This is a genomic window from Rhizobium sp. 2MFCol3.1, from assembly GCF_000377565.1.
In the GTDB taxonomy this organism is placed as follows: domain Bacteria; phylum Pseudomonadota; class Alphaproteobacteria; order Rhizobiales; family Rhizobiaceae; genus Rhizobium.
Genome location: NZ_KB898354.1, coordinates 96,959 through 118,761 on the forward strand (window position 1 = coordinate 96,959; position 21,803 = coordinate 118,761).

Here is a 21,803-nt window from a genome sequence, read left to right on the forward strand (position 1 = left end):
GTTTTATATGATTATTTGTGTGGTTCGCGCGGCGAACCACACTCTTAGAGAAAGTACGTATGGCGGATTTTATCGCAGTTATCCGGCGGGCGGTTGACGGCCTGACCGACAACACTCCCGATATGCGGGTGAAGGTTTACGAGCGTGCTCGCGGTGCCGTACAGCGGCAGCTCGAGAACATGAAGCCGCGTCCGCCCGAGGCCATGCTGCAGCGCCAGCTGGAAAAGCTCGAAGCCGCCATTCGTGAAGTCGAAGCCGAGCATGCCGATGCACTGCCGGCCGAGGATCAGGCCACCGTCGCCGAGCCGGTGACGGAAGCACCGGCGGAGCCGGAAGCCGCGCCCGAGCCCGAGGTTGCCGCAGCACCGGAGCCAGTCGCCGAACAGGCGGAAGAGGCACCGGAAGCCGAACCGGCTTACGAGCATCCGGCCTACGAGGCGCCCGCGCACGAAGAACCCGTTTACGAGGAACCGGCTTACGAAGCGCCCGTCGAGCCCGAGGCTCCGGTTGCTGATGAGCCTGCCGTGCATGAGGAGCCGGTTTACGAAGAGCCGGCGCCGGTGCATGCCGCCGAGGTTCACGGAGAGCCGGAAGCTCAGCCCGAGCCTGAAGTCTATCACGAGCCCGCGCATTCGCACGGCGAGCCCGTGTTCGAGGAAGCGCCGCATGTGTCCGCCGCCTCCGAGCCGGAGCCGGTCGAGCCTTGGCAGATGCCGGTCGAGGAGCAGTATGACGCCGCGCGCGAGACGCATGGCCATGATTTCGCTGCCGCGCCCGACGTTGAGCCCTATGCAGAGCCTGTTATCGACGACGCGCCGCGGGCGCAGTCGGTTGCGCGCGATTTCGACCTGAGCAATCGTCTCGTCGAGCCGGTTCCGGTGTTCGAGCCGCCGCATCAGTTCGTCGAGCAGACGCAGGACGATCCCATTCATGCCGACGCCGCCGGTCATTTCGATCCGGTTTGGAACGAGCCGGCGGAAGAAGTGCCGGAACCGTCCACGAAGACGGTTGAGCCGACGGATTGGGCGCTCGAAGAGCTGCGCCAGTTCTCCGAGACCTCGCATGCAGCACCTGCCGCCAACGATGCGGCGCGCGCCTTCGACGAGGTGGTGTCGAGCATCGACTACGCGTCGGCGCCGGTACCGGCTGCACCGGCCAAGATGCCGGCCGCCAATGAGAGCTTCTCCTGGGAAGCCGCCGCCTTCGACGATCTGCCGCCGATCGACAACGACAAGAAGACACCGGCCGCCACCTCCTACGAGGATGTCGATCTTTTCTCCGAAATTCACGGTGGGCCGACGCCGAAGAACGAGCCTCTGGCCGGCGACGACTGGCAGGAAGCAACCCGGCTTCGCGGCTATGACAATCGCGGCGTCGTTGCCGAGGATGACGATGGCCTGTCGCTTGGAAACAGCGACGATGACATCGCCTCGAAGTTCCAGGGCAAGAATTTCCGCATGGAGCCGAAGCGCCGTCGTTTCGGCATCGGCTCCATCATCGCGCTTCTGATCGCATTGGGCGTTGTCGGCGGCGGCGGTTATGCCGCCTATACGCACCAGGCCGCCTTGACCGAAATGGTCAAGGGTCTGGTTAGCGCCGCACCGTCGCAGACCGCGCAGACGCCGCCTGTTGCAGGCACGACAGCGCCGGCCGATCAGACAAGCGATGCCAAGCCGGCTAGTGCAACGCCTGATGCCGCGCAGAACGGTGCGGCTTCCGCCGACGGTTCGGCCGCCGGCAACAAGTTCACGCAGCGGCTGATGGCCGATGGCACCGAGGTCGATAGCGGCCCGGCCGCGGCACCAAGCACGCAGGTCGCCGAAGGCAAGTCCGTCGCCGAGCAGAATGTCGCTTCCGCCGACCCGGTCGCACCGGCCGCCGCAGGCACGACACCGCCGGCCGCCGCTTCCGGCACGGCCGCGCCTGCCGCTGCAGCGTCCGCGACGCCCGCTGCCGGCCAGACCGCGCCTGCCGGTTCCAGCGAAAAGATGTTCCTCTATGAGGAGCGCATCGGCCAGAGTTCGCCGACGGCGATCCAGGGCTCGATCGTCTGGAGCCTGCACCATGAAGCCGGCGCCGATGGCAAGCAGGAAGCTTCCGTCCAGGGCACGCTGACGGTGCCCGAGCGGAACCTTACGGCGCAGATCAACTTCAAGCGCAACTCCGATCCTTCGCTTCCGGCGAGCCACATCGTCGAGATGGTGTTCTCGCTGCCGGCGAATTTCGAAGGTGGCGCGATCGACAGCGTTCAGCGCATTTCGATGAAGCGGACCGAGCAGGATCGTGGTGATCCGCTTGTCGCGGTGCCCGCCAAGATCACCGACGACTTCCACATGATCGCGCTCAACGATTATCCCGACGCCCGCAAGGCCAACCTCGACCTTCTGTCGACGCGCGACTGGATCGATATCCCGATCACCTATCGCAACGGCCGCCGCGCGCTCCTGACCATGCAGAAAGGCCCGACCGGCGTCGAAGCCTTCAACGCCGCCATCCGCGAATGGAACGCAGCCGGCGACGTCTCGACCAGCCAGTAAGGCTAGTCGTTCAGACTGAACAGACAAGAAAGGGCAGGTCGCGAGACTTGCCCTTTTTGACGAGATCGGCGCCCTTCGTTGCCGGGCTTTCTGGATTTGGAGTTTGGACAAGATGACCGCTGCAAGCCGCCCGGATCTGAGCGATATCAACCTCGACGACTGGGTGGAGCGCAGGCTCCCCAGAGCATGGCGACCCTATACGCGTCTGGCGCGGCTGGATCGTCCCGTTGGGATATGGCTCACGCTTTTCCCATGCTGGGCGGCGCTCATTCAGGCGTCGCACGGCTTTCCCGATATTCGGCAGCTGCTGATATTTTCGCTCGGCGCCCTGCTGATGAGAAGCGCCGGTTCCACCGTCAATGATATCGCCGACCGCAAGTTTGACGGCCATGTCGAGCGGACGCGCTTCCGGCCCCTGGCCAATGGCCAGATCAACATCCTGCAGGCACTGAGCTTTCTCGCCGTTCAGCTTGCGCTAGCTGCCTCGCTGCTGTTCTTCCTGTCGCCCTACACACGGCTGGTCGCGATCTGTGTTGTTCCGCTCGTCTTCATCTATCCACTCTGCAAGCGCTTCACGCACTGGCCACAGGCCGTTCTTGGCGCGGCGTTCAACTGGGGCATGCTGATGGCCTGGGCCGAGGTCGCCGGGCACATCCCGCTTGGGGCCATCCTGATGTGGGCCGGGGCGATTGCATGGCAGATCGGCTACGACACGGTCTATGCCTATGTCGACGTCAAGGATGATACCCGGCTTGGGCTGAAATCGACGGCGATCCTGTTTGGTCGGCATGGCAAGGCGATCATTGGCGTCTTCTACGGCGTGGCCGTTGGCGCATGGGCACTTGGCGGCTGGCTGCTCGGGATGTCGCTGCCTTATATGCTCGGAATTCTGGTGATTGCCGCCCATCTTGCGTGGCAGACCGGGCGGATCGACCTTGTTCGCCCAGAGGTGAGTTATCGGCTGTTCCTGGCGAATATCCTGACGGGCTTGCTGCTCGCGGGCGCGGCAGTGCTGGGAACCCTGTAAACAAAAAGGGCGGGTCGTGAGACCCGCCCTTTCTTTATTGGAAACCCGTCTGGGTTACGCCGTGGCTTCGACGACGCGGACGGCCTTCGCGCGGTCGAGCGCGTCCTTGCGGACGGCGTCCTGGACTTTTTCGAAGGCGCGGACCTCGATCTGGCGCACGCGCTCGCGGCTGATGTCGAACTCGCTCGACAAGTCCTCAAGCGTCACCGGATCTTCGGAGAGGCGGCGTGCCTCGAAGATGCGGCGTTCGCGGTCGTTCAGAACGCTCATCGCCTTGGCCAGCATGCGCCGGCGGGTGTCGAGTTCGTCCTGCTCGATCAGCACGTCTTCCTGGCTGTCATGATCGTCGACGAGCCAATCCTGCCACTGGCCGCTGTCGCCCTCCGACGCCTTGATCGGCGCGTTGAGCGAGGCGTCGCCGGACAGGCGGCGGTTCATCGAGATCACTTCTTCCTCGGAGACGCGCAGCTTGGTTGCGATCTCGGCCACGTGTTCCGGCTTCAGGTCACCTTCGTCGATGGCCTGGATACGGCCCTTCAGGCGACGCAGATTGAAGAACAGACGCTTCTGGTTGGCGGTGGTGCCCATTTTCACGAGCGACCAGGACCGCAGGATGTATTCCTGGATCGAGGCCTTGATCCACCACATGGCATAAGTTGCCAGGCGGAAACCGCGTTCCGGGTCGAATTTCTTGACGGCCTGCATCAGACCGACATTGCCTTCGGACACGACTTCGCCGATCGGCAGACCGTAGCCGCGATAACCCATGGCGATCTTGGCAACAAGACGCAGGTGGCTGGTGACGAGACGATGCGCAGCCTCGCGGTCGCCATGTTCGGAATACCGCTTTGCCAGCATGTATTCTTCCTGCGGCTCCAACATCGGGAACTTGCGGATTTCGTCGAGATAACGGTTGAGACCGGCTTCGCCGGCGGTAATGGACGGCAAACTGCTTCGGGCCATTCTTGCACCCTCCTATCTGAATTCCGATCCCCGCTTGGACGCGTCCCTGCGTCTTGAAGGCGAACCGGGAACGTGCGGCTCTGTCAAAGCCCGCACGAAGTCAGTGTAGAGATAAGTGTGGCAATACCGTAGTTCAAGGCTCAGGCCCGCTTCACGATGCCGTTACAGCTCCGCATTGCGCAGTGCGTCGACCAGCGCCACCATATCGTCGGGTAGCGGTACCTCGAAGCGCATGAGTTCGCCGCTGCGTGGATGCTCGAACTGCAGCATGTAGGCGTGCAGCGCCTGACGGCCGAAACTGTTGACCGCTTTCTTGGCGGCATCCGGCAGGAGATTGGCCTTGGTCTTGAAGCCCGCGCCATAGACGGTGTCGCCGAGGAGCGGATGGCCGATATGGGCCATGTGAACGCGGATCTGGTGGGTGCGGCCTGTTTCCAGATGGCACTCGACCAGCGAGGCCAGCGACAGCGCATCCGGCGTCTCGTGGAAACGCTCGATCACTTCGTAATGCGTGATCGCCTCGTCGGCATCGGCGGTGCCCGGGCGCTTGACGGCGCGGCGGGTGCGGTCGCCGGTGTCGCGGCCGAGCGGCGCGTCGATGCTGCCGGTCAATGTGCGCGGACGGCCCCAGACGACGGCCTGGTAGGCGCGCTCGATCGGCATGGTGCGGCCGTGGTCGGCGAACTGGGCCGACAGATGGCGATGCGCGACGTCGTTCTTGGCGACGACCATGACGCCGGTCGTGTCCTTGTCGAGGCGGTGCACGATCCCGGGACGGCGCACGCCGCCGATGCCCGACAGGCTATCGCCGCAGTGATAGATCAGGGCGTTGACCAGCGTTCCGTTCCAGTTGCCGGCGGCCGGATGCACGACCATGCCGGATGGCTTGGAGATGACGATCAGGTCGTCGTCTTCATAGAGAATGTCGAGCGGGATATTCTCGCCCTTCGGCGTCGGGTCCTCGGGCTCGGGCAGGTTGATCTCGAAGACGTCGCCGGGGCGGACCTTCTTCTGCGGATCGGCGACGACTGATCCCTTCGACGTGACCTGACCTTCCTTGATCAGCACCTTGACGCGGCTGCGGGAGAATTCCTCGCCGAGCTGAGCCGTCATCCACGCATCAAGCCGGCCTTCGGCATGTTCATCCGCCGTCAGGACTTTCATATTGCCGGCTGCTTGTTTAAAGGGGTCGCTCAAGACGCTTCTTCTCCGAAGTATTTTATAGAATGGAACGCCATATATGACGAATGTCCAGCCAGAAGACGATCAGGAAGAAAAGCCCCTCGATCCGGCAATGGAAAATGTCCGACGCAAGATGATCCGCCTGCAGATCGTCTCGGGCTTCATCATGTTCGTGAGCCTTATGGCGGTCTTCGGCGCGGTTGTCTACAAGACGATGCGGGCGCCGGCCAAGGAGCCGGTCGCGATTACATCAGCCGGGATTCCGTCGGATGCGCCGGTTTCCGTGACGGCAAACCTGCCCGCCGGCTTCGTTCTCCAGTCCTCTTCGCTTTCGGGCGGCCAGATCATGTTCTTCGGCAAGACCGCCGAGGGCGTGGCCAAAGCGCTGGTGTTCGACATCAAGGCCGGAAGCATCATCGCCGACGTGACTGTCAACGGCGGCTGATAACGATGGCCCCTCGGCTGATTGCGATCGACAATGCCGACGACCCTGAGATCGCCGAGTTTCGCGATATTCGCGAGCGCGATCTGACCGGGCGGCATAACCGGTTTATCGCCGAGGGCACCGTCGTGCTGCGCATGCTGGCCGAGGCGCATCGGGCGGGCGGCGATTTCGCGGCCGAGAAGGTGCTTTTGCTGCGCAACCGCGTCGAGGGCGTTGCCGATATTCTCGAGCGGCTGCCTGATGACGTTCCCGTCTACATCGCGGAAGCGGATGTGCTCGACCGTATCGTCGGCTTCCATCTGCATCGCGGCGTGCTGGCCCTGGGGCGGCGACAGCCACGGTCTGGCGCGCTGATCGATCGGTTGCCCGAGCGCTCGCTGGTGCTGGTCGGGTGCGGCATTTCCAATCACGACAATGCCGGCTCGATGTTCCGCAATGCGGCTGCGTTCGATGCCGATGCGATCTTCCTCGACGAGACCTCGTGCGATCCGCTCTATCGCAAGGCGATGCGCGTTTCGGTCGGATCGGTGTTGAGCGTTCCCTACCAACGCGGTGGTGACGCGGTGGAGCTGCTCACGCAACTCGCCGAGCGGGATTTCGCCATCTGGACACTGTCGCCGCGCGGCGAGGTCGATATCCGCTCCATTCCGGCCTCGGAGCGCATGGCGCTGGCGGTCGGCACGGAAGGCGAGGGGTTGCCGCAGGCGGTGCTGTCGCGCTTCCGCAGCGCCCGCATTCCGCAATCGCCGGGGCTCGATAGCCTCAACGTCGCGACCGCGACCGGTATCGCGCTGTTTGCCATGTCTTCCACGGCCAAGCGTATCTGAGATCTGCTGGCGGCTCAGCCGGGCTGCGACAGGATCGTGGCGGCGCGCTGGGCGAGGTCGATGCGCTCGTCTTCCTTGGTCTCCGTCGTCTCCGGCAGCAGCTCGCGGATCGGCGAGGATTTGCCTTCGTTGATCGCGGTCAGGGCCACCATGTCGGCGGCGATGGTCGCGATCTCTTCGCGGATCGCGCCGTCGTTGGAGGTGTTCAGCCTGGCGGCGAGGATTTCCTCGGAAACGGCGGCGCTGCGGGCGCGCACTTCTTCGGCGAGGCGGGCTGCGACCGCGGCGGTGTCGAGTTCTGAGATCGGGGCTTCTTCCGGCACGGGCTTTTCCTGCGGCGGGATGAGAACGAGGGGAGCAAGGCCGGCGGAGCGTAGCGCGCGGTTTGCCTTGCGCATGTCGGCATTGGCGGCCTTCACCTGATCCTTGAGCTTGGTCAGGTCCTGCTGACGGCGCGTCAGAAGCGCTTCCTTGTCGGCAAGGGTCGCCTTGTCGCGCTCGGCGCGGTCTTCGAGGCGCAGAACCGCGTGTTCCTGCTGTGTCAGTTTCTGTTCGGCATCCTTGGCGCGCTTCTGCAGCAGGCCGACGTCCTGGCGAAGTTCGTCGCGCTCGGTGCGCAATCCGCTATGCTTGAAATTGAGGTTTTCGAGCTCGGTCTCGCGCGCAGCCATGTCGATCTTCAGATTGTCGGTCTGTTCGACGATCTTGTTCAGGCGGATACGCAGCGCGTCGAGCTCGCCTTCCTTGGCTGCACTGGCCTGTTCGGCGATGTGCAGGCTCGTCTTCAGCTGGCTGATATAGTTCTCGTCCTTGCGCAGATGCGAGCGCAGTTCGGCAGCCTCGACGCTCATGTCGGCGATCTGGGCCTGAAGCGCGCTGATCTCGGAGGCGAAGTGACCGGCGTCGCGGGCGATCTGGTCGTGCTTCAACTGCAGCGACATCGACTTTTCGCGCTCGCGAATCAGATCCTGTGTGGTGCGGGCGTTTTCGGCGGCATAAAGCGCGCGGACCATGTCCTTTTGCGCACGCACTTCCTGGGGGCTGAGCGGCATCGTCGCCCGCATGCGGTTTTCCGTGTACCAGACGATACGGCGATGAACGGCAGGCGATACGAGGAAAACCAGGAACGCCGCGGCCAGAAAGCCCAATCCGAACAAGAGCGCGTATTCGATCACGGCGAGGCCACTGCTTCCAGAAGTTGATTTGCGTCAGCCAATGATTAAGCGGCCAACGCCGTTAGGGCAAGTGGCGGATGGGTCACGGCGACACAGAGTTCGCCGTGACGACGATGTCAGAAGGGGTTCCAGGTCGGATTCGGGGTAATCTTGATGTAGCCGACGTTGAGGCCGAGGCGGGCGCCGACGCCGGTGCGGATCGGCACGACGAGAACATTGTTGTTCTTGAGCAGCGTCATGCCGAAGCCGGCGATGACGAAGGCCTGGCCGCTGACGCCGCCGAAGCGGGCATAGATCGCGTCGGTCGAGGGCAGGTCGTAGACCAGCATCATGACGCGCGTGCCCTGGCCACCGTAGTCGATGCCGAGCGAGGGGCCCTGCCAGTAGAGCGGATGCTCGCCGGCGTTCTTGGTATTCAGCTGGCCTTCGCCATAGGTCAGGCCGGCGATGAAGGCGCCGGAGCCTTCCTGGCCGAGAATGTAGCCGTTCGGCAAACCGTACTTCTGGAACGCAGTCTCTACGGCCTTGGCAAGGCCGCCGCTGGTCGAGCCGAAGAAGGAATGGCCGGCGTCGACGATTTCCTGAACCGAATATTGATCGTTTCTGGCCTGCTGGGCCGCAGCCTGGGTCGCGACGAGCATCAGGCACGAAATCGCGAGCATCGAGACCCGCCGGCAGTCGGCCAGGAATCTTCCTAGGATTGAGGGGCGCATGGTGTCATCCGTTCATCATGGTCGATACATGGTGCCGTTTCCGGCGTTTCTATCATTTTGCGCGGATGGTCTTAACAATCGGTTTACCAAATATGGTGTCATTATGGCGCCGAGTACGCTCGCAAACTTCGTGCAATGATGAAGCAATATGTGTGGCGGAATGAATCACCGCCCTCTTGGAGACAATGATGTCGAAGAATCCAAACCTTACCCTGACCGGCCCAGATCTGGCCGCGCTTCTCTGCAGCCGTGTTTGCCATGACGTCATCTCGCCCGTCGGCGCGATCAACAACGGCCTTGAACTGCTCGACGAGGGCGGCGCCGATGCAGACGCCATGGATCTTATCCGCACCAGCGCGCTGAACGCGTCGGTTCGTCTCAAATTCGCACGCCTTGCCTTCGGCGCTTCCGGCTCCGTCGGCGCTTCGATCGATACCGGTGAGGCAGAACGCGCCGCTAAGGATTTCGCCGCCGCCGAGAAGAAGACCGAAGTGGTCTGGAACGGACCACGCGCGATCATCGCGAAGAACCGCGTCAAGCTGCTGCTCAATCTGTTCCTCGTCGCTTATTCTTCCATTCCGCGCGGTGGACAGATCGATATCACGCTCGAGAACCCGGAATTCGACGCCAAGTTCACGCTCGTCGCCAAGGGCAAGCTGATGCGCCTGCCGCCGAAGTTCGTCGAGATTTCGACCGGTGAGATCGAAGAAGCGATCGATGCGCACACGATCCAGCCTTATTACGCAGTGCTTCTCGCGGAAGAGTGCGGCATGAAGCTTGGCCATAGCGCCAGCGCCGAAGAGATCGTCTTCACCGCCGAAGTCATTCCGGCCTGATCTAAAACAGCGCCGGGATAGATTCCCGGCACATTGCTTGTATCGAAGTAATACTTCCTTAGCCGAATGTTTCTATCCTTGCCCGTGAAGATGCCCGCCGGGACAGAAGCTGGGCAATGGAGCAGCGATGCAAAGGTTCATGATCACCGATTCGTCGGACGTCGTTCGTAAAGTCGGGAAGCGGATTCTCTCTGAACTCGACTTCATGGTCAGTGAAGCCTCCAGCGCCAGCGAAGCATTGTCCCATTGCCAGGTGGAGCTGCCCGATTACCTGATCGTCGATTCATCCATGGATGGAGCGCTTGATCTGATCGTGGCGGTTCGCGCCATGGAAGGCGGCAAGGAGGTCAAGATCTACTATTGCGTGATCGAGGCCGACCTGAAGAAGCTGATGATGGGCAAGCGGGCAGGGGCGACAGATTTCCTGCTCAAGCCCTTCGACCGCAAGATCCTGACCGCGGTCTTCGGCAATCGCGCCATCGCAGCCTGATATTCCCATTCGATCCACATGCAGAAGCCGCCTTCAGGGCGGCTTTTGTCGTTTCAGACGTGTTCATGGACACAAAAAATCCCGCCGTGAAGGCGGGATTTTAGGGATGATCGGCGTAGGGACCGAAATCGGATATCAGGCTGTTTCGGCGTACTCGGCGCCATCCGGCTCGCGCAGAACGTAGCCGCGGCCCCAGACGGTTTCGATGTAGTTTGCGCCGCCGGCAGCGTTTGCAAGCTTCTTGCGCAGCTTGCAGATGAAGACGTCGATGATCTTCAGTTCCGGCTCGTCCATGCCGCCGTAAAGGTGGTTCAGGAACATTTCCTTGGTGAGCGTGGTGCCCTTGCGGAGCGAAAGCAGCTCCAGCATCTGGTATTCCTTGCCCGTCAGGTGAACGCGCTGGCCACCGACTTCGACGGTCTTGGCGTCGAGGTTGACGATCAGTTCGCCGGTCATGATGACCGACTGGGCGTGACCCTTGGAACGACGGACGATCGCGTGGATGCGAGCAACCAGTTCGTCCTTGTGGAAAGGCTTGGTCATGTAGTCGTCGGCACCGAAGCCGAGACCGCGAACCTTGTCCTCGATGCCGGCCATGCCGGAGAGGATCAGGATCGGTGTTTTAACCTTGGACAGACGGAGAGTGCGGAGCACTTCATATCCGGACATGTCTGGAAGGTTAAGATCAAGAAGGATGATATCATAATCATACAACTTGCCGAGATCGACGCCTTCTTCACCAAGATCGGTGGTGTAGACGTTGAAACTTTCTGACTTGAGCATCAGTTCGATGCTCTGCGCTGTCGCGCTGTCATCTTCGATGAGTAGTACCCGCATTCTTATCCCCTTTACCGCCGCCGAAAGGTGGTCTGGCCCCTACGCGATACAGAAATGTCACTGCGTGATTTGGAAGCTGCCACGAAATGGTTAACAAATTCTGATTCACTCTGGCAAGAGGTAATCAATTTATTAAATATTTTGTCCATTCCGCTGTTTTCCAACGAGAACCCGCAAGGCCCTCTTCTCAACTGTTACATTAAGAAAGGCCGGCAAGCGATTCATTCGACTCACCAATGAAACGGACCGGAAATCGCGTAGTTGTGTTTACCGACCCTTAAATCATCGGCACTATCATTAACGATGCCCGTAAACGAAAGGTTACCAGCGGTAGGTTTTTGTTAACGCCGAGGGAAATTTTTTGGGCAAGTCGCATGACAGCGGCAGCTAATGGGCGGTTTCAAGTGAAGCCGGGGTCTCGCATCACTGGAGTAATGCGTATGAAGTCGCGTGAGAGCCTAGTTCGTCTGAAAGAGTTTCAGGTGAACGAAAAGCGTCGTCAGCTGCAGCAGTTGCAGATGATGATGTCTGAATTTGACCGTATGACGAAGGATCTGGAGAGCCAGATCGTCGTCGAGGAAAAGAAGTCCGGCATTTCCGACCCGAATCACTTCGCCTATCCCACCTTCGCGAAGGCAGCACGCCAGCGCGCGGACAATCTTCAGGTTTCGATCAAGGAACTGAGGATGCAGGAAGAGGCCTTGGAGCAGACGCTCGAAGAGATGCAGGCGGAATATGCACGCGCTGCCGCGCTCGAGGAGCGCGACGGAGCGGTTCGGGCAAGAGCCTAAGCCAGGATGATCGATGCCTTCGGGCATCTGGGGTGTCATCTCATAAAAGCCATGCATGACGGGCGTGCTGTCCGTCATACATGGCTTTTGGCGTTTCTCGACTTCAGAAGATCAGTTGATGACGTCGCGCCATTCTTCGTGGCGAAGCGCCTGCGCCTTGAAGAAAGGGCAGAGCGGAATGATCTTCCATCCACCGGTTCTGGCGGCTTCGACCGCATGCAGCGCCAGCGCCTGGCCGACGCCCTTGCCGCGCAGCGCATCCGGCACGCCGGTATGATCGATGATGATGAGCGTCGGGGATGTGCGAGAATAGGTCATTTCGGCCTGATGGCCTTCGAGCTCGGCGACGTAGCGGCCGCCCGATGCGTGTTCTTCGTTGGTGATCTTCATTCCGACTGCCTTCCTTTCGGTTGCGTTGAAGCAAACGTGCCATGGCGCCGGCGCAAAGCAAAGGTCGCTCAAGGTGACGGATTGTTCGATGAAAGGGAAGGCAGGTGGTTCGGCGCTTGTGAAAAGAAGATGTCGAGCCTTGCTCGCGCAGCCGCTGTCCGAGTGGTCTTTGTGGACGGTGGCCGCGCTTCAGAGCGTCGGTTCAGTTCGGCAATGAGATAAACGCCGGATAGCAGCAAAAGCTTCGGGCCGGCTTCACATCTTGTGATGTGCTGTCGGCCCGAACTGAAATGGAATCAACTTCAATAGTTAATCAATGGCGATACTGCTGGATGCGCGTGGTGCGCAGGCCGGCAAGACCATGGCTGTTGATTGATGACTGCCAGGAGAGAAACTCCTCGACGGTCAGGGTATAGCGTTCGCAAGCTTCTTCCAAGCTCAACAGGCCACCGCGCACAGCTGCGACAACCTCTGCCTTACGGCGAATTACCCAGCGCCGAGTATTCGGCGGCGGCAAATCCGCAATCGTCAGCGGGCTGCCATCGGGGCCGATGACATATTTCACTCGGGGACGTATCATTTCGGTCATTGGACTCTCTACACAACTCAAGACCACGAGAGCCACTCTAGCTTGTCACATTTAAAAATTGCCTAAACGCGTCGTAAGACTTTGATAATAAATTTAACCGCGTCGCATGATGGCGCTGATGCGCGCCTCGCGCACGGCTTCCCTTGCGTAAATTTGTCATAGGTGCATGGGAGCCATGCACAATGAATAATAGTTGTCTGATCCCCATCAAACTATAAGCCTCCCCAACGGCAGATAGAACGTTGCGTGTCGTCGCGATTGTTGTTTCTGCGTGCCTTGGGAATAGAAATGCAGGCTTTGCCTAGCGTCGAAGTGACATTTTTTCTTTTCCTATACTTTGATTGTTGCTGCCAGAAGAGCGTTTTCAGGCAAGTTTAGCCTTTGAAGGACGAAATCGATGCGGAATGAAGAACGCGCCGTTCAGGACGGCGCGGCCAATATTGCTTTTTTATCGCCAGAAAAATCCAGTCCATCGCCAGCCGATCCCAAGGAACGCCTCGCGCGTCTGGCGAAGGCGGCGGGTTTCAACCACTATTTGTTCGCGGGCTTTCCCCATGGCGACAATGGCGGTTTTGCGGGAAATCACATTTTCAGCAATTGGCCGGGTAGTCTCGTTGCCGCCTATGACGAAGACGACCTGTTTCACAATAGTGCGCTTGTCTCGGAGCTCAGGAAATCGAGCCTGCCGGTATCGTTTGGCGGCGGGGCGTTCGAAAGCAGCGTGACCAACCCGAAGAACGAGCGGATCACCGGACTGTTTCGCGAGCTCGGATTTCGCCGGACATTTGCTTTCGTGCTGCATGACGCCGATCGCCAGCCCTATATTTTCGCGTTTTCGGGCGCGCGGGCGGATCTTTCGCGTGAGGAGGCGATGGCGCATGTGTTCAGCGCCATGGAATTCCTCGACGTCTATGCGCGCCTGCAGGTGACCGAGCAGCCGCTGGAGAACCTCAGCAGCCGTGAGATCGAATGCCTGCGCTGGTCGGCGGCGGGCAAGAGCAGCGACGAGATCGCCATCATACTTGAGCTGTCGCCGCACACCGTGGTCGGATATCTGAAGAGCGCGATGCGCAAGCTCGATTCCGTCAATCGGATGCAGGCGGTGGCTCGCGCATTCCGCTACCGCCTGCTGTAACTCGTTCAGAGCATGACGGCGCAGAGTTCGGTCTTCGCCGGTCCAAATTCATATTGCGCCGTGCCGCTGTGAAGCAATGCGAGCCAATCGCCTTCATGCAGTTCAACGATGGTCGAAACGCTCTGCCGGGCCGGTGATGCCGAGGCGGGTCCGCCTGCGTTGGCGACGACGGTGGTGCCGTTGATCTCGATTGCCACACCGTGGCCTTGCGAGGTGAGGGTGCTGACGGAAAGCGACAGCAGATAGAAACCGTCGGCCGGGACGATCAGCCGCGCGCCAGAGCCAGACGGCACGGCGGCATCGAGCTCGAAGCCGCCTTGTCCCGCATAAATATCCGTGAAGCCGGTGCGGCTTGCCGGTGGCGGAGACACTGTGCCGGCAGCGGGCGATGTCCGCACGATCGGCCGCGAGGGCATGCGCACGACGCCATCCGGCGCCACGACGAGCGCTGTCGACCAATCATTGCCATCGCCGCTGACCTTGATCGAAAAGTCATCGTCTCCCGCAAGGCCCATCTCGGCGCGGCCCGACCAATTGGTCTGAAAGAGAAGCGTGCCTGTCTGAGACGGATCGGCCTTGTTGATCTTTAGCTGATGGCCTTGTCCTGAATGGGTGAAAAGGCTTGCCTCGGAGGCGATCGCCAGCCGGTTGATCTCGTCTGCCGTCGCGTTGATGCCGATCTTGGGAAGCGAGCCGGCGGCATCGAGGGAGATGACGTTCCAGTTCGTCCCGTCGAAAGCGCGGAGCTGACGGGTATCGAGAAAGAAGGCGCGCCAGCCGGGGTTTGGCGAGAGATGTGCCCATGCGCCATCCTGCCAGACGGAAATGAGCCCCTGCTGGCCGAGCCACGCGCCCTCAGGATCGGCGCCGACGAGGTAGCGGTCGCCTTCGGCTGGTGTTTCGGGTGGTCCCTGGCGTTCGGCGATGATCGCCAGCTGCACCACTGTGTCGAGACGTTGCAGCGCCTCGTTATGCGGCACGTGTTTCTGCGCCTGGGACGGCAGGATGTAGGGCAAGGCGAGGTTGTTGGTCTGGTCCGACACGATCGAGCTCCGGTGTTCGCGGCAGGTTTCACTGCCGCAAATCGTAGGGGTGTGTCGGGAAGCGGGGACGGCGCGCGGGGCCTGGCGCTGATTTCAAACGGATATTTGCGAGAAATATCCCCGTGTTCAAAGCCGGGGGGCGTTGCCCCAGGAGATGAAATCGGGGTTGGCAAAATCCGCGTCGTGGGCCTGTCGGGTCTTGCCGTAGGTGAGGGGGCGGCCGTCGAGGGTCACAGTGCAGCCGCCGGCTGCGCGCAGGATGGCATCGCCGGCCGCGGTGTCCCACTCCATGGTGCGGGTGAAGCGCGGATAGACGTCCGCTTCTCCTTCCGCGAGAAGACAGAATTTCAGCGACGAGCCGATATTCTTGCACTCCGAGATGGCCTGCTCGGCCAGGAAGCGCGCCGTCTGCGGGCTGTTATGCGAACGGCTAGCGAGTGCGGTGCGCTCGGCCTTGGCGAGGCGCACATTGATCGGCAGCCGCTTTTCGACGCGGAAGTCCGGGCCGATATGCAGCTTCTCGGCGGTGCCGTTCTCGCCGAGAAAGGCGACGCCTAGGGCCGGCGCGAAGACGATGCCGGCGGCCGGGTGGCCATCGACGATGAAGGCGATGTTGACGGTGAATTCCGGCCGCTTGTCGACGAATTCGCGCGTGCCATCCAGGGGATCGACCAGAAAGAACGACGAGCCGACCGCCGGCACTATACCGGCCGCGACCGATTCTTCGGCGATGACGGGAATATCGGGGAAATCGCGATAGAGATGCGCCAGGATGATCCGCTCGGCCTGCTCGTCGGCGATCGTGACAGGGCTGTTGTCGGCCTTGCTGGCCGCCGTGCAGCCTGCGCGGTACACATCCATGATCGCCTTGCCGGCCTCAAGGGCGGCGCGTTCAAACGTCTCGAGCATCGCGGGTCGGTTCGATCCCTTCTCCATCATGCTTCTCATATAGTCGTTTTCACGCGTCATTGCACGGCTCGTCCGCCGTCGCAAAAGGACGCAGGTGTGCTTTGACGATTTTCCATCCATCGGCGAAGGCTAAAGAACCCAGGGAAAAGTGAATTTGCGGTGAAAAGTGGCGTCGGAGGCCGGATTGTGTTGAAAAAATCAACTTTATGGATGCCAAAAAGTCATTTTCACCAAAACGGTAAAGAACTTTGGAGCTTTGTAATTTTGCGCTTCCCTTTTGCCTTGAAAGCAGTATGAAATCTTTAATCAAGGGCTCAACAAGGGCTCTAATAACAAGAGACGCAGGCTTTTCACGGTTCTGTGTCCAGGGGAAAGACATATGGAATATTTTGTCCAGCAGCTCATTAATGGGCTGACTCTTGGATCCATCTATGGCCTCGTGGCTATCGGCTATACGATGGTTTACGGCATCATCGGCATGATCAACTTCGCTCACGGCGATATTTTCATGATCGGTGGCTTCGCCGCCCTTATCGTCTTTCTCGTCCTCACATCGATTTTTGCTGGTTTGCCGGTCGCGGTTCTGCTGCTGCTGATGCTGCTTATCGCGATGCTGATGACGAGTTTGTGGAATTGGACGATCGAGCGCGTCGCTTATCGCCCGCTGCGCGGTTCGTTCCGCCTGGCGCCGCTGATCACAGCGATCGGCATGTCGATCACGCTGTCGAATTTCATCCAGGTGACGCAGGGTCCGCGCAACAAGCCGATCCCGCCGCTGATCAGCAGTGTCTATAACATTGGTGGTGTCACCATCTCGCTGAAGCAGATCGTGATCATCATCATCACGGCCGTGCTGCTCACCGTGTTCTGGTATCTCGTCAATCACACGGCGCTTGGCCGCGCACAGCGCGCCACCGAGCAGGACCGCAAGATGGCGGCGCTGCTGGGCGTCAACGTCGACCAGACGATCTCGGTGACCTTCATCATGGGCGCCGCACTCGCTGCCGTCGCCGGCACGATGTACCTGATGTACTACGGCGTGGTGAACTTCAACGACGGCTTCGTGCCTGGTGTGAAGGCGTTCACGGCGGCCGTTCTCGGCGGTATCGGTTCGCTTCCGGGCGCTGTTCTCGGTGGTCTGATGATCGGCCTCATCGAAAGCCTGTGGTCGGCCTACTTCACCATCGCCTACAAGGATGTGGCGACCTTCGCCATCCTCGCTTTCGTGCTGATCTTCAAGCCGACAGGTATCCTGGGCCGGCCGGAAGTCGAGAAGGTTTAAGATCATGGCAAATGTTGAAAACGCCCCTGGCAAGCCCGCATCCGGACTTGTCCAGAAGGGTATTAAAGAAGCTATCTTCGCAGCCGTTATCTCCTTCGGCATGTTCGTTCTCTATGTCGGTCTCGGCACGCAGCAGAACATCAGCAACGAACTCGTCGTCGTTCAGCGATGGGGCCTGCTCGCGGTCTTCGTCGCCATCGCGGCGGTCGGCCGGTTTGCGATCGTGGTGTTCCTGCGTCCGCATCTCGATGCCCGCAAGCTTGCCAAGGCGCGCAGCGGCGAGCTCGATATCTCCGACAAGAAGGGCTTCTTCCACGCCCACTTCCTGAAGATCGCGCTTCTGGCGCTGCTGCTCTATCCCGTCGTCATCGTGGCGCTGGTCGGTGCGCAGGGCTCGCTGAAGTGGGTCGACAACTTCGGTATCCAGATCCTGATCTACGTGATGCTGGCCTGGGGCCTGAACATCGTCGTCGGTCTTGCCGGTCTGCTCGACCTTGGCTACGTCGCCTTCTACGCGGTCGGCGCCTATTCCTACGCGCTGCTCTCCAGCTATTTCGGCCTTTCCTTCTGGGTTCTTCTGCCGCTGTCGGGCATTCTCGCCGGTCTCTGGGGCATCATCCTCGGCTTCCCGGTGCTGCGTCTGCGCGGTGACTATCTGGCGATCGTGACGCTGGCCTTCGGTGAAATCATCCGCCTCGTCATCATAAACTGGACGGATCTGACCAAGGGCACGTTCGGTATCGCCAGCATTCCGAAGGCAACGCTGTTCGGCATTCCCTTCGATGCCAGCCCGCACGGCTTCGCCAAGCTGTTCCACCTGCCGATCTCGTCGGCCTACTACAAGATCTTCCTCTTCTATCTGATCCTGGCGCTGTGCCTTCTGACGGCATACGTGACGATCCGCCTGCGCCGCATGCCGATCGGCCGTGCCTGGGAAGCGCTTCGCGAAGACGAGATCGCCTGCCGTTCGCTCGGCATCAACACGGTCACGACCAAGCTCACGGCTTTCGCCACGGGTGCGATGTTCGGCGGCTTCGCCGGCTCCTTCTTCGCCGCTCGCCAGGGCTTCGTCTCGCCTGAATCCTTCGTGTTCCTTGAATCGGCCGTCATCCTCGCCATCGTCGTTCTCGGCGGCATGGGTTCGCTGACCGGCATCGCGATCGCGGCGATCGTCATGATCGGCGGTACCGAGATGCTGCGCGAAATGGAGTTCCTGAAGCTGATCTTCGGGCCCGACTTCACGCCGGAACTCTACCGCATGCTGCTCTTTGGTCTGGCGATGGTCGTCGTCATGCTGATCAAGCCGCGCGGCTTCGTCGGATCGCGTGAACCGACGGCGTTCCTGAAAGAACGGAAATCGGTATCGGGAAGCTTCACCAAGGAGGGCCACGGTTGATGAGCCCTCAGGAAACCAACATGTCCAGCGATACCCTGCTCAAGGTCGAGCACCTGTCGATGAAGTTCGGCGGCCTGATGGCCATCAACGACTTCTCGTTCGAGGCCAAGCGCGGCGAGATCACCGCGCTGATCGGTCCGAACGGCGCCGGCAAGACCACCGTGTTCAATTGCATCACCGGTTTCTACAAGCCGACCATGGGCATGATCACCATGCGCCACAAGGACGGCAGGGAACACCTGCTTGAGCGTCTGCCGGACTTTCGCATCACCCGCGAAGCCAAGGTCGCCCGTACCTTCCAGAACATCCGGTTGTTCTCCGGCCTGACGGTTCTCGAAAACCTTCTGGTCGCGCAGCACAACAAGCTGATGCTGGCATCGGGCTACACCATTCTCGGCCTGCTCGGGATCGGTCGCTACAGCGCGGAAGCGAAGAACGCGATCGAGCTTGCCCGCTACTGGCTGGAAAAGGCCGATCTGATCGATCGCGCCGACGATCCCGCCGGCGACCTGCCATACGGCGCTCAGCGTCGTCTGGAAATCGCGCGCGCCATGTGCACGGGACCGGAGCTGCTTTGCCTGGACGAGCCGGCCGCCGGTCTCAACCCGAAGGAATCGCTGACGCTGAACACGCTTCTGCGCGGGATCCGCGATGAGGGCACGTCGCTGCTCCTGATCGAGCATGACATGTCCGTGGTCATGGAAATTTCCGACCACGTCGTCGTGCTCGAATACGGCCAGAAGATTTCCGATGGCACGCCAGACCATGTGAAGAACGATCCGAAGGTCATCGCGGCCTATCTCGGTGTCGAAGACGAGGAAGTGGAACAGGTGATCGCAGACGTCGAAAACCTCGAAGGAGGTACGCACTGATGACCGGTCAGCCACTTCTCAAGGTCGAGGGTGTTGAAACCTATTACGGCAACATTCGCGCGCTCGCCGGCATCGATGTCCACGTCAACCAGGGCGAAATCGTCAGCCTGATCGGCGCCAACGGCGCCGGCAAGTCGACGCTGATGATGACGATCTGCGGCAGCCCGCAGGCGCGCGCCGGCAAGGTCATCTTCGAAGGCCGCGACATCACCAAGATGCCGACCCACGAAATCGCCCGCCTGCGCATCGCGCAGTCGCCAGAGGGGCGCCGCATTTTCCCGCGCATGAGCGTGATGGAAAACCTGCAGATGGGCGCCGGCCTCGATAACCTGAAATACTTCAAGGAAGACGTCGAGAAGATCTTCGCGATGTTCCCGCGCCTGAAGGAGCGCCAGACGCAGCGCGGCGGCACGCTTTCGGGCGGCGAGCAGCAGATGCTGTCGATCGGCCGCGCGCTGATGGCGCGTCCGAAGCTTTTGCTTCTGGACGAACCGTCGCTGGGTCTCGCGCCGCTGATCGTCAAGGGCATCTTCGAGGCGATCAAGAAGCTGAACAAGGATGAGGGGCTCACCGTGTTCCTCGTCGAGCAGAACGCATTCGCGGCGCTGAAGTTGTCCGACCGGGCCTATGTCATGGTCAACGGCAAGGTGACGATGTCTGGCTCCGGCCAGGAGCTGCTCGCCAATCCTGAAGTTCGCGCCGCCTATCTCGAAGGCGGACGGCATTGAGCATGACGAAGGGGAGACTTTGATATGCAGGGACTTTTCTTTGAAGGCGATACCGGCGTTCGCAGCGTCATCCGCCTGATCGTCGTGTTGATCGGCTTCTGGACCGCGTGGCGTTCGGGCAAGGCTGCTGCCGATGGCTGGAGCGACTATCCGATCGTCATCGGCTACAGCGTGCTTCTGGCGGCTGCGATGCAGTTTCTGCATCATGCGCTGTTCGACGGACCTGTGCTGAGCGTGTTCTATTACGCCATCGACTTCGTCCTTCTCCTGATCTTCGCGACGGCGGGATACCGCTATCGCCGGACCAATCAGATGGTCAATAATTACTACTGGCTCTACGAAAAGACGTCGCCCTTCTCCTGGAAGGCAAAACATTGACAGCCGGTTGAATCTAGGGACAAATTACCTCTCCGAGTGGAACAGGTTTCCCAGCGCAGTAAAGTGGGTGATGCGCTGGGTAATGGAACGGAACCCGCTAAAAAACTGGGAGTAACATAATGAAGAAGTCTCTTCTGTCGGCAGTGGCTCTGACGGCGATGGTCGCCTTCAGCAGCAACGCTTGGGCCGACATCACGGTTGCCGTTGCTGGTCCGCTGACCGGCCCGAACGCTGCGTTCGGCGCACAGCTCCAGAAGGGTGCCGAGCAGGCAGCTGCCGACATCAACGCTGCTGGCGGCATCAATGGCGAGCAGATCAAGATCGTGCTCGGCGACGACGTGTCCGACCCGAAGCAGGGTATCTCGGTTGCCAACAAGTTCGCAGCTGACGGCGTCAAGTTCGTCATCGGCCACTTCAACTCGGGCGTTTCGATCCCGGCTTCCGAAGTTTACGCTGAAAACGGCATCCTCGAAATCACCCCGGCTGCGACGAACCCGCAGTTCACCGAGCGTGGTCTGTGGAACACGTTCCGTACTTGCGGTCGCGACGACCAGCAGGGCGGCATCGCCGGCAAGTATCTCGCCGACCATTTCAAGGACGCCAAGATCGCTGTCGTTCACGACAAGACTCCTTACGGCCAGGGCCTCGCTGACGAAACCAAGAAGGCCATGAATGCCGCTGGTCTCACCGAAGCCATGTACGAAGGCATCAATGTCGGCGACAAGGACTTCTCGGCCCTCATCGCCAAGATGAAGGAAGCTGGCGTTTCGATCATCTATTGGGGTGGTCTCCACACCGAAGCTGGTCTGATCATCCGCCAGGCTGCCGACCAGGGCCTGAAGGCAACGCTCGTATCGGGTGACGGTATCGTTTCGAACGAACTGGCATCGATCGCTGGTGACGCAGTCGCCGGTACGCTGAACACGTTCGGCCCGGACGCAACGCTGAACCCCGACAACAAGGCACTCGTCGAGAAGTTCAAGGCTGCCGGCTTCAACCCGGAAGCTTACACGCTGTACTCCTACGCAGCCATGCAGACGATCGCTGAAGCTGCCAAGGCAGCTGCTTCGACCGACGCCGAAGCCGTTGCCGCAGCGATGAAGGCCAAGGGTCCGTTCAAGACCGTTCTCGGCGAAATCTCGTTCGACGAAAAGGGCGACCCGAAGATCCCGGGCTACGTCATGTACGAATGGAAGAAGGGTCCAGACGGCAAGTTCTCCTACTTCCCGCAGGACGCGAAGTAAGAACTTTCGTTCTC

Annotated in this window: 24 protein-coding genes; 14 read left to right on the forward strand and 10 right to left on the reverse strand. The window is 60.6% G+C overall.

Annotated features, from left to right (window positions below):
• The first annotated feature begins 59 nt into the window (after positions 1-59).
• Entirely contained in the window at positions 60-2,537 is a 2,478-nt protein-coding gene (locus tag D460_RS0103240) for a hypothetical protein (protein ID WP_018897068.1), read from the forward strand.
• Between the two features lie 112 nt (positions 2,538-2,649).
• The gene (gene ubiA / locus D460_RS0103245) at positions 2,650-3,564 is read left to right on the forward strand and encodes a 4-hydroxybenzoate octaprenyltransferase (protein ID WP_026282741.1); all 915 of its coding nucleotides are present in this window, start codon (positions 2,650-2,652) and stop codon (positions 3,562-3,564) included.
• Positions 3,565-3,618: 54 nt separating this feature from the next.
• Here the strand turns inward: ubiA and rpoH are convergent, their stop codons facing one another.
• Both rpoH and D460_RS0103255 read right to left on the reverse strand, forming a co-directional pair.
• Positions 3,619-4,527 carry an RNA polymerase sigma factor RpoH gene (gene rpoH / locus D460_RS0103250; protein ID WP_018897070.1) on the reverse strand — a complete coding sequence of 303 codons (909 nt, stop codon included), beginning with the start codon at positions 4,525-4,527 and terminating at the stop codon, positions 3,619-3,621.
• A 162-nt stretch (positions 4,528-4,689) separates the two neighbouring features.
• The gene (locus D460_RS0103255; protein WP_026282742.1) at positions 4,690-5,724 is read right to left on the reverse strand and encodes an RluA family pseudouridine synthase; all 1,035 of its coding nucleotides are present in this window, start codon (positions 5,722-5,724) and stop codon (positions 4,690-4,692) included.
• Positions 5,725-5,767: 43 nt separating this feature from the next.
• On the opposite strand from D460_RS0103255, the gene D460_RS0103260 reads away from it, so the two are divergent.
• Positions 5,768-6,154, forward strand: coding sequence for a hypothetical protein (locus tag D460_RS0103260; RefSeq protein ID WP_018897072.1), 387 nt, complete (start codon positions 5,768-5,770; stop codon positions 6,152-6,154).
• A 5-nt stretch (positions 6,155-6,159) separates the two neighbouring features.
• Positions 6,160-6,981, forward strand: coding sequence for an RNA methyltransferase (locus tag D460_RS0103265; protein ID WP_018897073.1), 822 nt, complete (start codon positions 6,160-6,162; stop codon positions 6,979-6,981).
• A gap of 14 nt (positions 6,982-6,995) precedes the next feature.
• Here D460_RS0103265 and D460_RS0103270 read toward each other — a convergent pair whose 3' ends face one another.
• The gene (locus D460_RS0103270) at positions 6,996-8,156 is read right to left on the reverse strand and encodes a hypothetical protein (RefSeq protein ID WP_018897074.1); all 1,161 of its coding nucleotides are present in this window, start codon (positions 8,154-8,156) and stop codon (positions 6,996-6,998) included.
• Positions 8,157-8,272: 116 nt separating this feature from the next.
• Entirely contained in the window at positions 8,273-8,869 is a 597-nt protein-coding gene (locus tag D460_RS0103275; RefSeq protein WP_026282743.1) for an EipA family protein, read from the reverse strand.
• Positions 8,870-9,054: 185 nt separating this feature from the next.
• On the opposite strand from D460_RS0103275, the gene D460_RS0103280 reads away from it, so the two are divergent.
• Together D460_RS0103280 and D460_RS0103285 are read left to right on the forward strand one after the other, a co-directional pair.
• Complete coding sequence (locus D460_RS0103280) at positions 9,055-9,705, forward strand: histidine phosphotransferase family protein (protein ID WP_026282744.1); 651 nt, start codon at positions 9,055-9,057, stop codon at positions 9,703-9,705.
• 127 nt (positions 9,706-9,832) lie between these two features.
• Positions 9,833-10,195 carry a response regulator gene (locus D460_RS0103285; RefSeq protein ID WP_018897077.1) on the forward strand — a complete coding sequence of 121 codons (363 nt, stop codon included), beginning with the start codon at positions 9,833-9,835 and terminating at the stop codon, positions 10,193-10,195.
• A gap of 135 nt (positions 10,196-10,330) precedes the next feature.
• Here D460_RS0103285 and ctrA read toward each other — a convergent pair whose 3' ends face one another.
• Positions 10,331-11,032 carry a cell cycle two-component system response regulator CtrA gene (gene ctrA, locus D460_RS0103290; RefSeq protein ID WP_003542362.1) on the reverse strand — a complete coding sequence of 234 codons (702 nt, stop codon included), beginning with the start codon at positions 11,030-11,032 and terminating at the stop codon, positions 10,331-10,333.
• 440 nt (positions 11,033-11,472) lie between these two features.
• On the opposite strand from ctrA, the gene D460_RS0103295 reads away from it, so the two are divergent.
• Entirely contained in the window at positions 11,473-11,823 is a 351-nt protein-coding gene (locus D460_RS0103295; RefSeq protein WP_018897078.1) for a hypothetical protein, read from the forward strand.
• A 111-nt stretch (positions 11,824-11,934) separates the two neighbouring features.
• Here D460_RS0103295 and D460_RS0103300 read toward each other — a convergent pair whose 3' ends face one another.
• Positions 11,935-12,213 carry a GNAT family N-acetyltransferase gene (locus D460_RS0103300; RefSeq protein ID WP_018897079.1) on the reverse strand — a complete coding sequence of 93 codons (279 nt, stop codon included), beginning with the start codon at positions 12,211-12,213 and terminating at the stop codon, positions 11,935-11,937.
• A 313-nt stretch (positions 12,214-12,526) separates the two neighbouring features.
• Complete coding sequence (locus D460_RS0103305) at positions 12,527-12,802, reverse strand: DUF1153 domain-containing protein (RefSeq protein WP_007533628.1); 276 nt, start codon at positions 12,800-12,802, stop codon at positions 12,527-12,529.
• A 397-nt stretch (positions 12,803-13,199) separates the two neighbouring features.
• Between D460_RS0103305 and D460_RS0103310 the strand changes: the two genes are divergently transcribed.
• Entirely contained in the window at positions 13,200-13,937 is a 738-nt protein-coding gene (locus tag D460_RS0103310; protein WP_018897081.1) for a LuxR C-terminal-related transcriptional regulator, read from the forward strand.
• 5 nt (positions 13,938-13,942) lie between these two features.
• Here D460_RS0103310 and D460_RS0103315 read toward each other — a convergent pair whose 3' ends face one another.
• From D460_RS0103315 to D460_RS35815, 3 genes are all read right to left on the reverse strand, one after another.
• Positions 13,943-14,980, reverse strand: coding sequence for a DUF2793 domain-containing protein (locus tag D460_RS0103315; RefSeq protein WP_018897082.1), 1,038 nt, complete (start codon positions 14,978-14,980; stop codon positions 13,943-13,945).
• 126 nt (positions 14,981-15,106) lie between these two features.
• Entirely contained in the window at positions 15,107-15,889 is a 783-nt protein-coding gene (gene cysQ, locus D460_RS0103320; protein WP_026282745.1) for a 3'(2'),5'-bisphosphate nucleotidase CysQ, read from the reverse strand.
• Positions 15,890-15,938: 49 nt separating this feature from the next.
• Positions 15,939-16,268 (reverse strand): hypothetical protein, encoded by a 330-nt coding sequence (locus D460_RS35815; protein ID WP_155947664.1) that lies wholly within the window; start codon positions 16,266-16,268, stop codon positions 15,939-15,941.
• On the opposite strand from D460_RS35815, the gene D460_RS0103325 reads away from it, so the two are divergent.
• The 6 genes from D460_RS0103325 (at position 16,269) to D460_RS0103350 (ending at position 21,789) form a co-directional block, all read left to right on the forward strand.
• A complete protein-coding gene (locus D460_RS0103325; protein ID WP_018897084.1) occupies positions 16,269-17,171 on the forward strand; it encodes a branched-chain amino acid ABC transporter permease in 903 nt (300 codons plus the stop codon). It abuts the gene before it with no gap.
• Positions 17,172-17,175: 4 nt separating this feature from the next.
• Positions 17,176-18,567, forward strand: coding sequence for a high-affinity branched-chain amino acid ABC transporter permease LivM (livM, locus tag D460_RS0103330; RefSeq protein WP_018897085.1), 1,392 nt, complete (start codon positions 17,176-17,178; stop codon positions 18,565-18,567).
• Positions 18,567-19,439 (forward strand): ABC transporter ATP-binding protein, encoded by an 873-nt coding sequence (locus tag D460_RS0103335; RefSeq protein ID WP_026282746.1) that lies wholly within the window; start codon positions 18,567-18,569, stop codon positions 19,437-19,439. The genes livM and D460_RS0103335 overlap by 1 nt, the downstream gene beginning before the upstream one ends.
• Positions 19,439-20,167 carry an ABC transporter ATP-binding protein gene (locus tag D460_RS0103340; RefSeq protein ID WP_018897087.1) on the forward strand — a complete coding sequence of 243 codons (729 nt, stop codon included), beginning with the start codon at positions 19,439-19,441 and terminating at the stop codon, positions 20,165-20,167. The genes D460_RS0103335 and D460_RS0103340 overlap by 1 nt, the downstream gene beginning before the upstream one ends.
• Before the next feature lie 24 nt (positions 20,168-20,191).
• Positions 20,192-20,545 carry a DUF6867 family protein gene (locus D460_RS0103345; protein WP_018897088.1) on the forward strand — a complete coding sequence of 118 codons (354 nt, stop codon included), beginning with the start codon at positions 20,192-20,194 and terminating at the stop codon, positions 20,543-20,545.
• A gap of 119 nt (positions 20,546-20,664) precedes the next feature.
• Positions 20,665-21,789 (forward strand): branched-chain amino acid ABC transporter substrate-binding protein, encoded by a 1,125-nt coding sequence (locus D460_RS0103350; protein ID WP_018897089.1) that lies wholly within the window; start codon positions 20,665-20,667, stop codon positions 21,787-21,789.
• Positions 21,790-21,803 lie beyond the last annotated feature (14 nt).

Excerpts from the sequence above, each read along its gene's own strand:
- D460_RS0103240 (WP_018897068.1), top strand. The coding sequence starts at position 60 with ATGGCGGATTTTATCGCAGTTATCCGGCGGGCGGTTGACGGCCTGACC.
- ubiA (WP_026282741.1), top strand. The coding sequence starts at position 2,650 with ATGACCGCTGCAAGCCGCCCGGATCTGAGCGATATCAACCTCGACGAC.
- rpoH (WP_018897070.1), bottom strand. The coding sequence starts at position 4,527 with ATGGCCCGAAGCAGTTTGCCGTCCATTACCGCCGGCGAAGCCGGTCTC.
- D460_RS0103260 (WP_018897072.1), top strand. The coding sequence starts at position 5,768 with ATGACGAATGTCCAGCCAGAAGACGATCAGGAAGAAAAGCCCCTCGAT.
- D460_RS0103265 (WP_018897073.1), top strand. The coding sequence starts at position 6,160 with ATGGCCCCTCGGCTGATTGCGATCGACAATGCCGACGACCCTGAGATC.
- D460_RS0103275 (WP_026282743.1), bottom strand. The coding sequence starts at position 8,869 with ATGCGCCCCTCAATCCTAGGAAGATTCCTGGCCGACTGCCGGCGGGTC.
- D460_RS0103280 (WP_026282744.1), top strand. The coding sequence starts at position 9,055 with ATGATGTCGAAGAATCCAAACCTTACCCTGACCGGCCCAGATCTGGCC.
- D460_RS0103285 (WP_018897077.1), top strand. The coding sequence starts at position 9,833 with ATGCAAAGGTTCATGATCACCGATTCGTCGGACGTCGTTCGTAAAGTC.
- ctrA (WP_003542362.1), bottom strand. The coding sequence starts at position 11,032 with ATGCGGGTACTACTCATCGAAGATGACAGCGCGACAGCGCAGAGCATC.
- D460_RS0103295 (WP_018897078.1), top strand. The coding sequence starts at position 11,473 with ATGAAGTCGCGTGAGAGCCTAGTTCGTCTGAAAGAGTTTCAGGTGAAC.
- D460_RS0103300 (WP_018897079.1), bottom strand. The coding sequence starts at position 12,213 with ATGAAGATCACCAACGAAGAACACGCATCGGGCGGCCGCTACGTCGCC.
- D460_RS0103305 (WP_007533628.1), bottom strand. The coding sequence starts at position 12,802 with ATGACCGAAATGATACGTCCCCGAGTGAAATATGTCATCGGCCCCGAT.
- D460_RS0103310 (WP_018897081.1), top strand. The coding sequence starts at position 13,200 with ATGCGGAATGAAGAACGCGCCGTTCAGGACGGCGCGGCCAATATTGCT.
- cysQ (WP_026282745.1), bottom strand. The coding sequence starts at position 15,889 with ATGCTCGAGACGTTTGAACGCGCCGCCCTTGAGGCCGGCAAGGCGATC.
- D460_RS35815 (WP_155947664.1), bottom strand. The coding sequence starts at position 16,268 with ATGTCTTTCCCCTGGACACAGAACCGTGAAAAGCCTGCGTCTCTTGTT.
- D460_RS0103325 (WP_018897084.1), top strand. The coding sequence starts at position 16,269 with ATGGAATATTTTGTCCAGCAGCTCATTAATGGGCTGACTCTTGGATCC.
- livM (WP_018897085.1), top strand. The coding sequence starts at position 17,176 with ATGGCAAATGTTGAAAACGCCCCTGGCAAGCCCGCATCCGGACTTGTC.
- D460_RS0103335 (WP_026282746.1), top strand. The coding sequence starts at position 18,567 with ATGAGCCCTCAGGAAACCAACATGTCCAGCGATACCCTGCTCAAGGTC.
- D460_RS0103340 (WP_018897087.1), top strand. The coding sequence starts at position 19,439 with ATGACCGGTCAGCCACTTCTCAAGGTCGAGGGTGTTGAAACCTATTAC.
- D460_RS0103345 (WP_018897088.1), top strand. The coding sequence starts at position 20,192 with ATGCAGGGACTTTTCTTTGAAGGCGATACCGGCGTTCGCAGCGTCATC.
- D460_RS0103350 (WP_018897089.1), top strand. The coding sequence starts at position 20,665 with ATGAAGAAGTCTCTTCTGTCGGCAGTGGCTCTGACGGCGATGGTCGCC.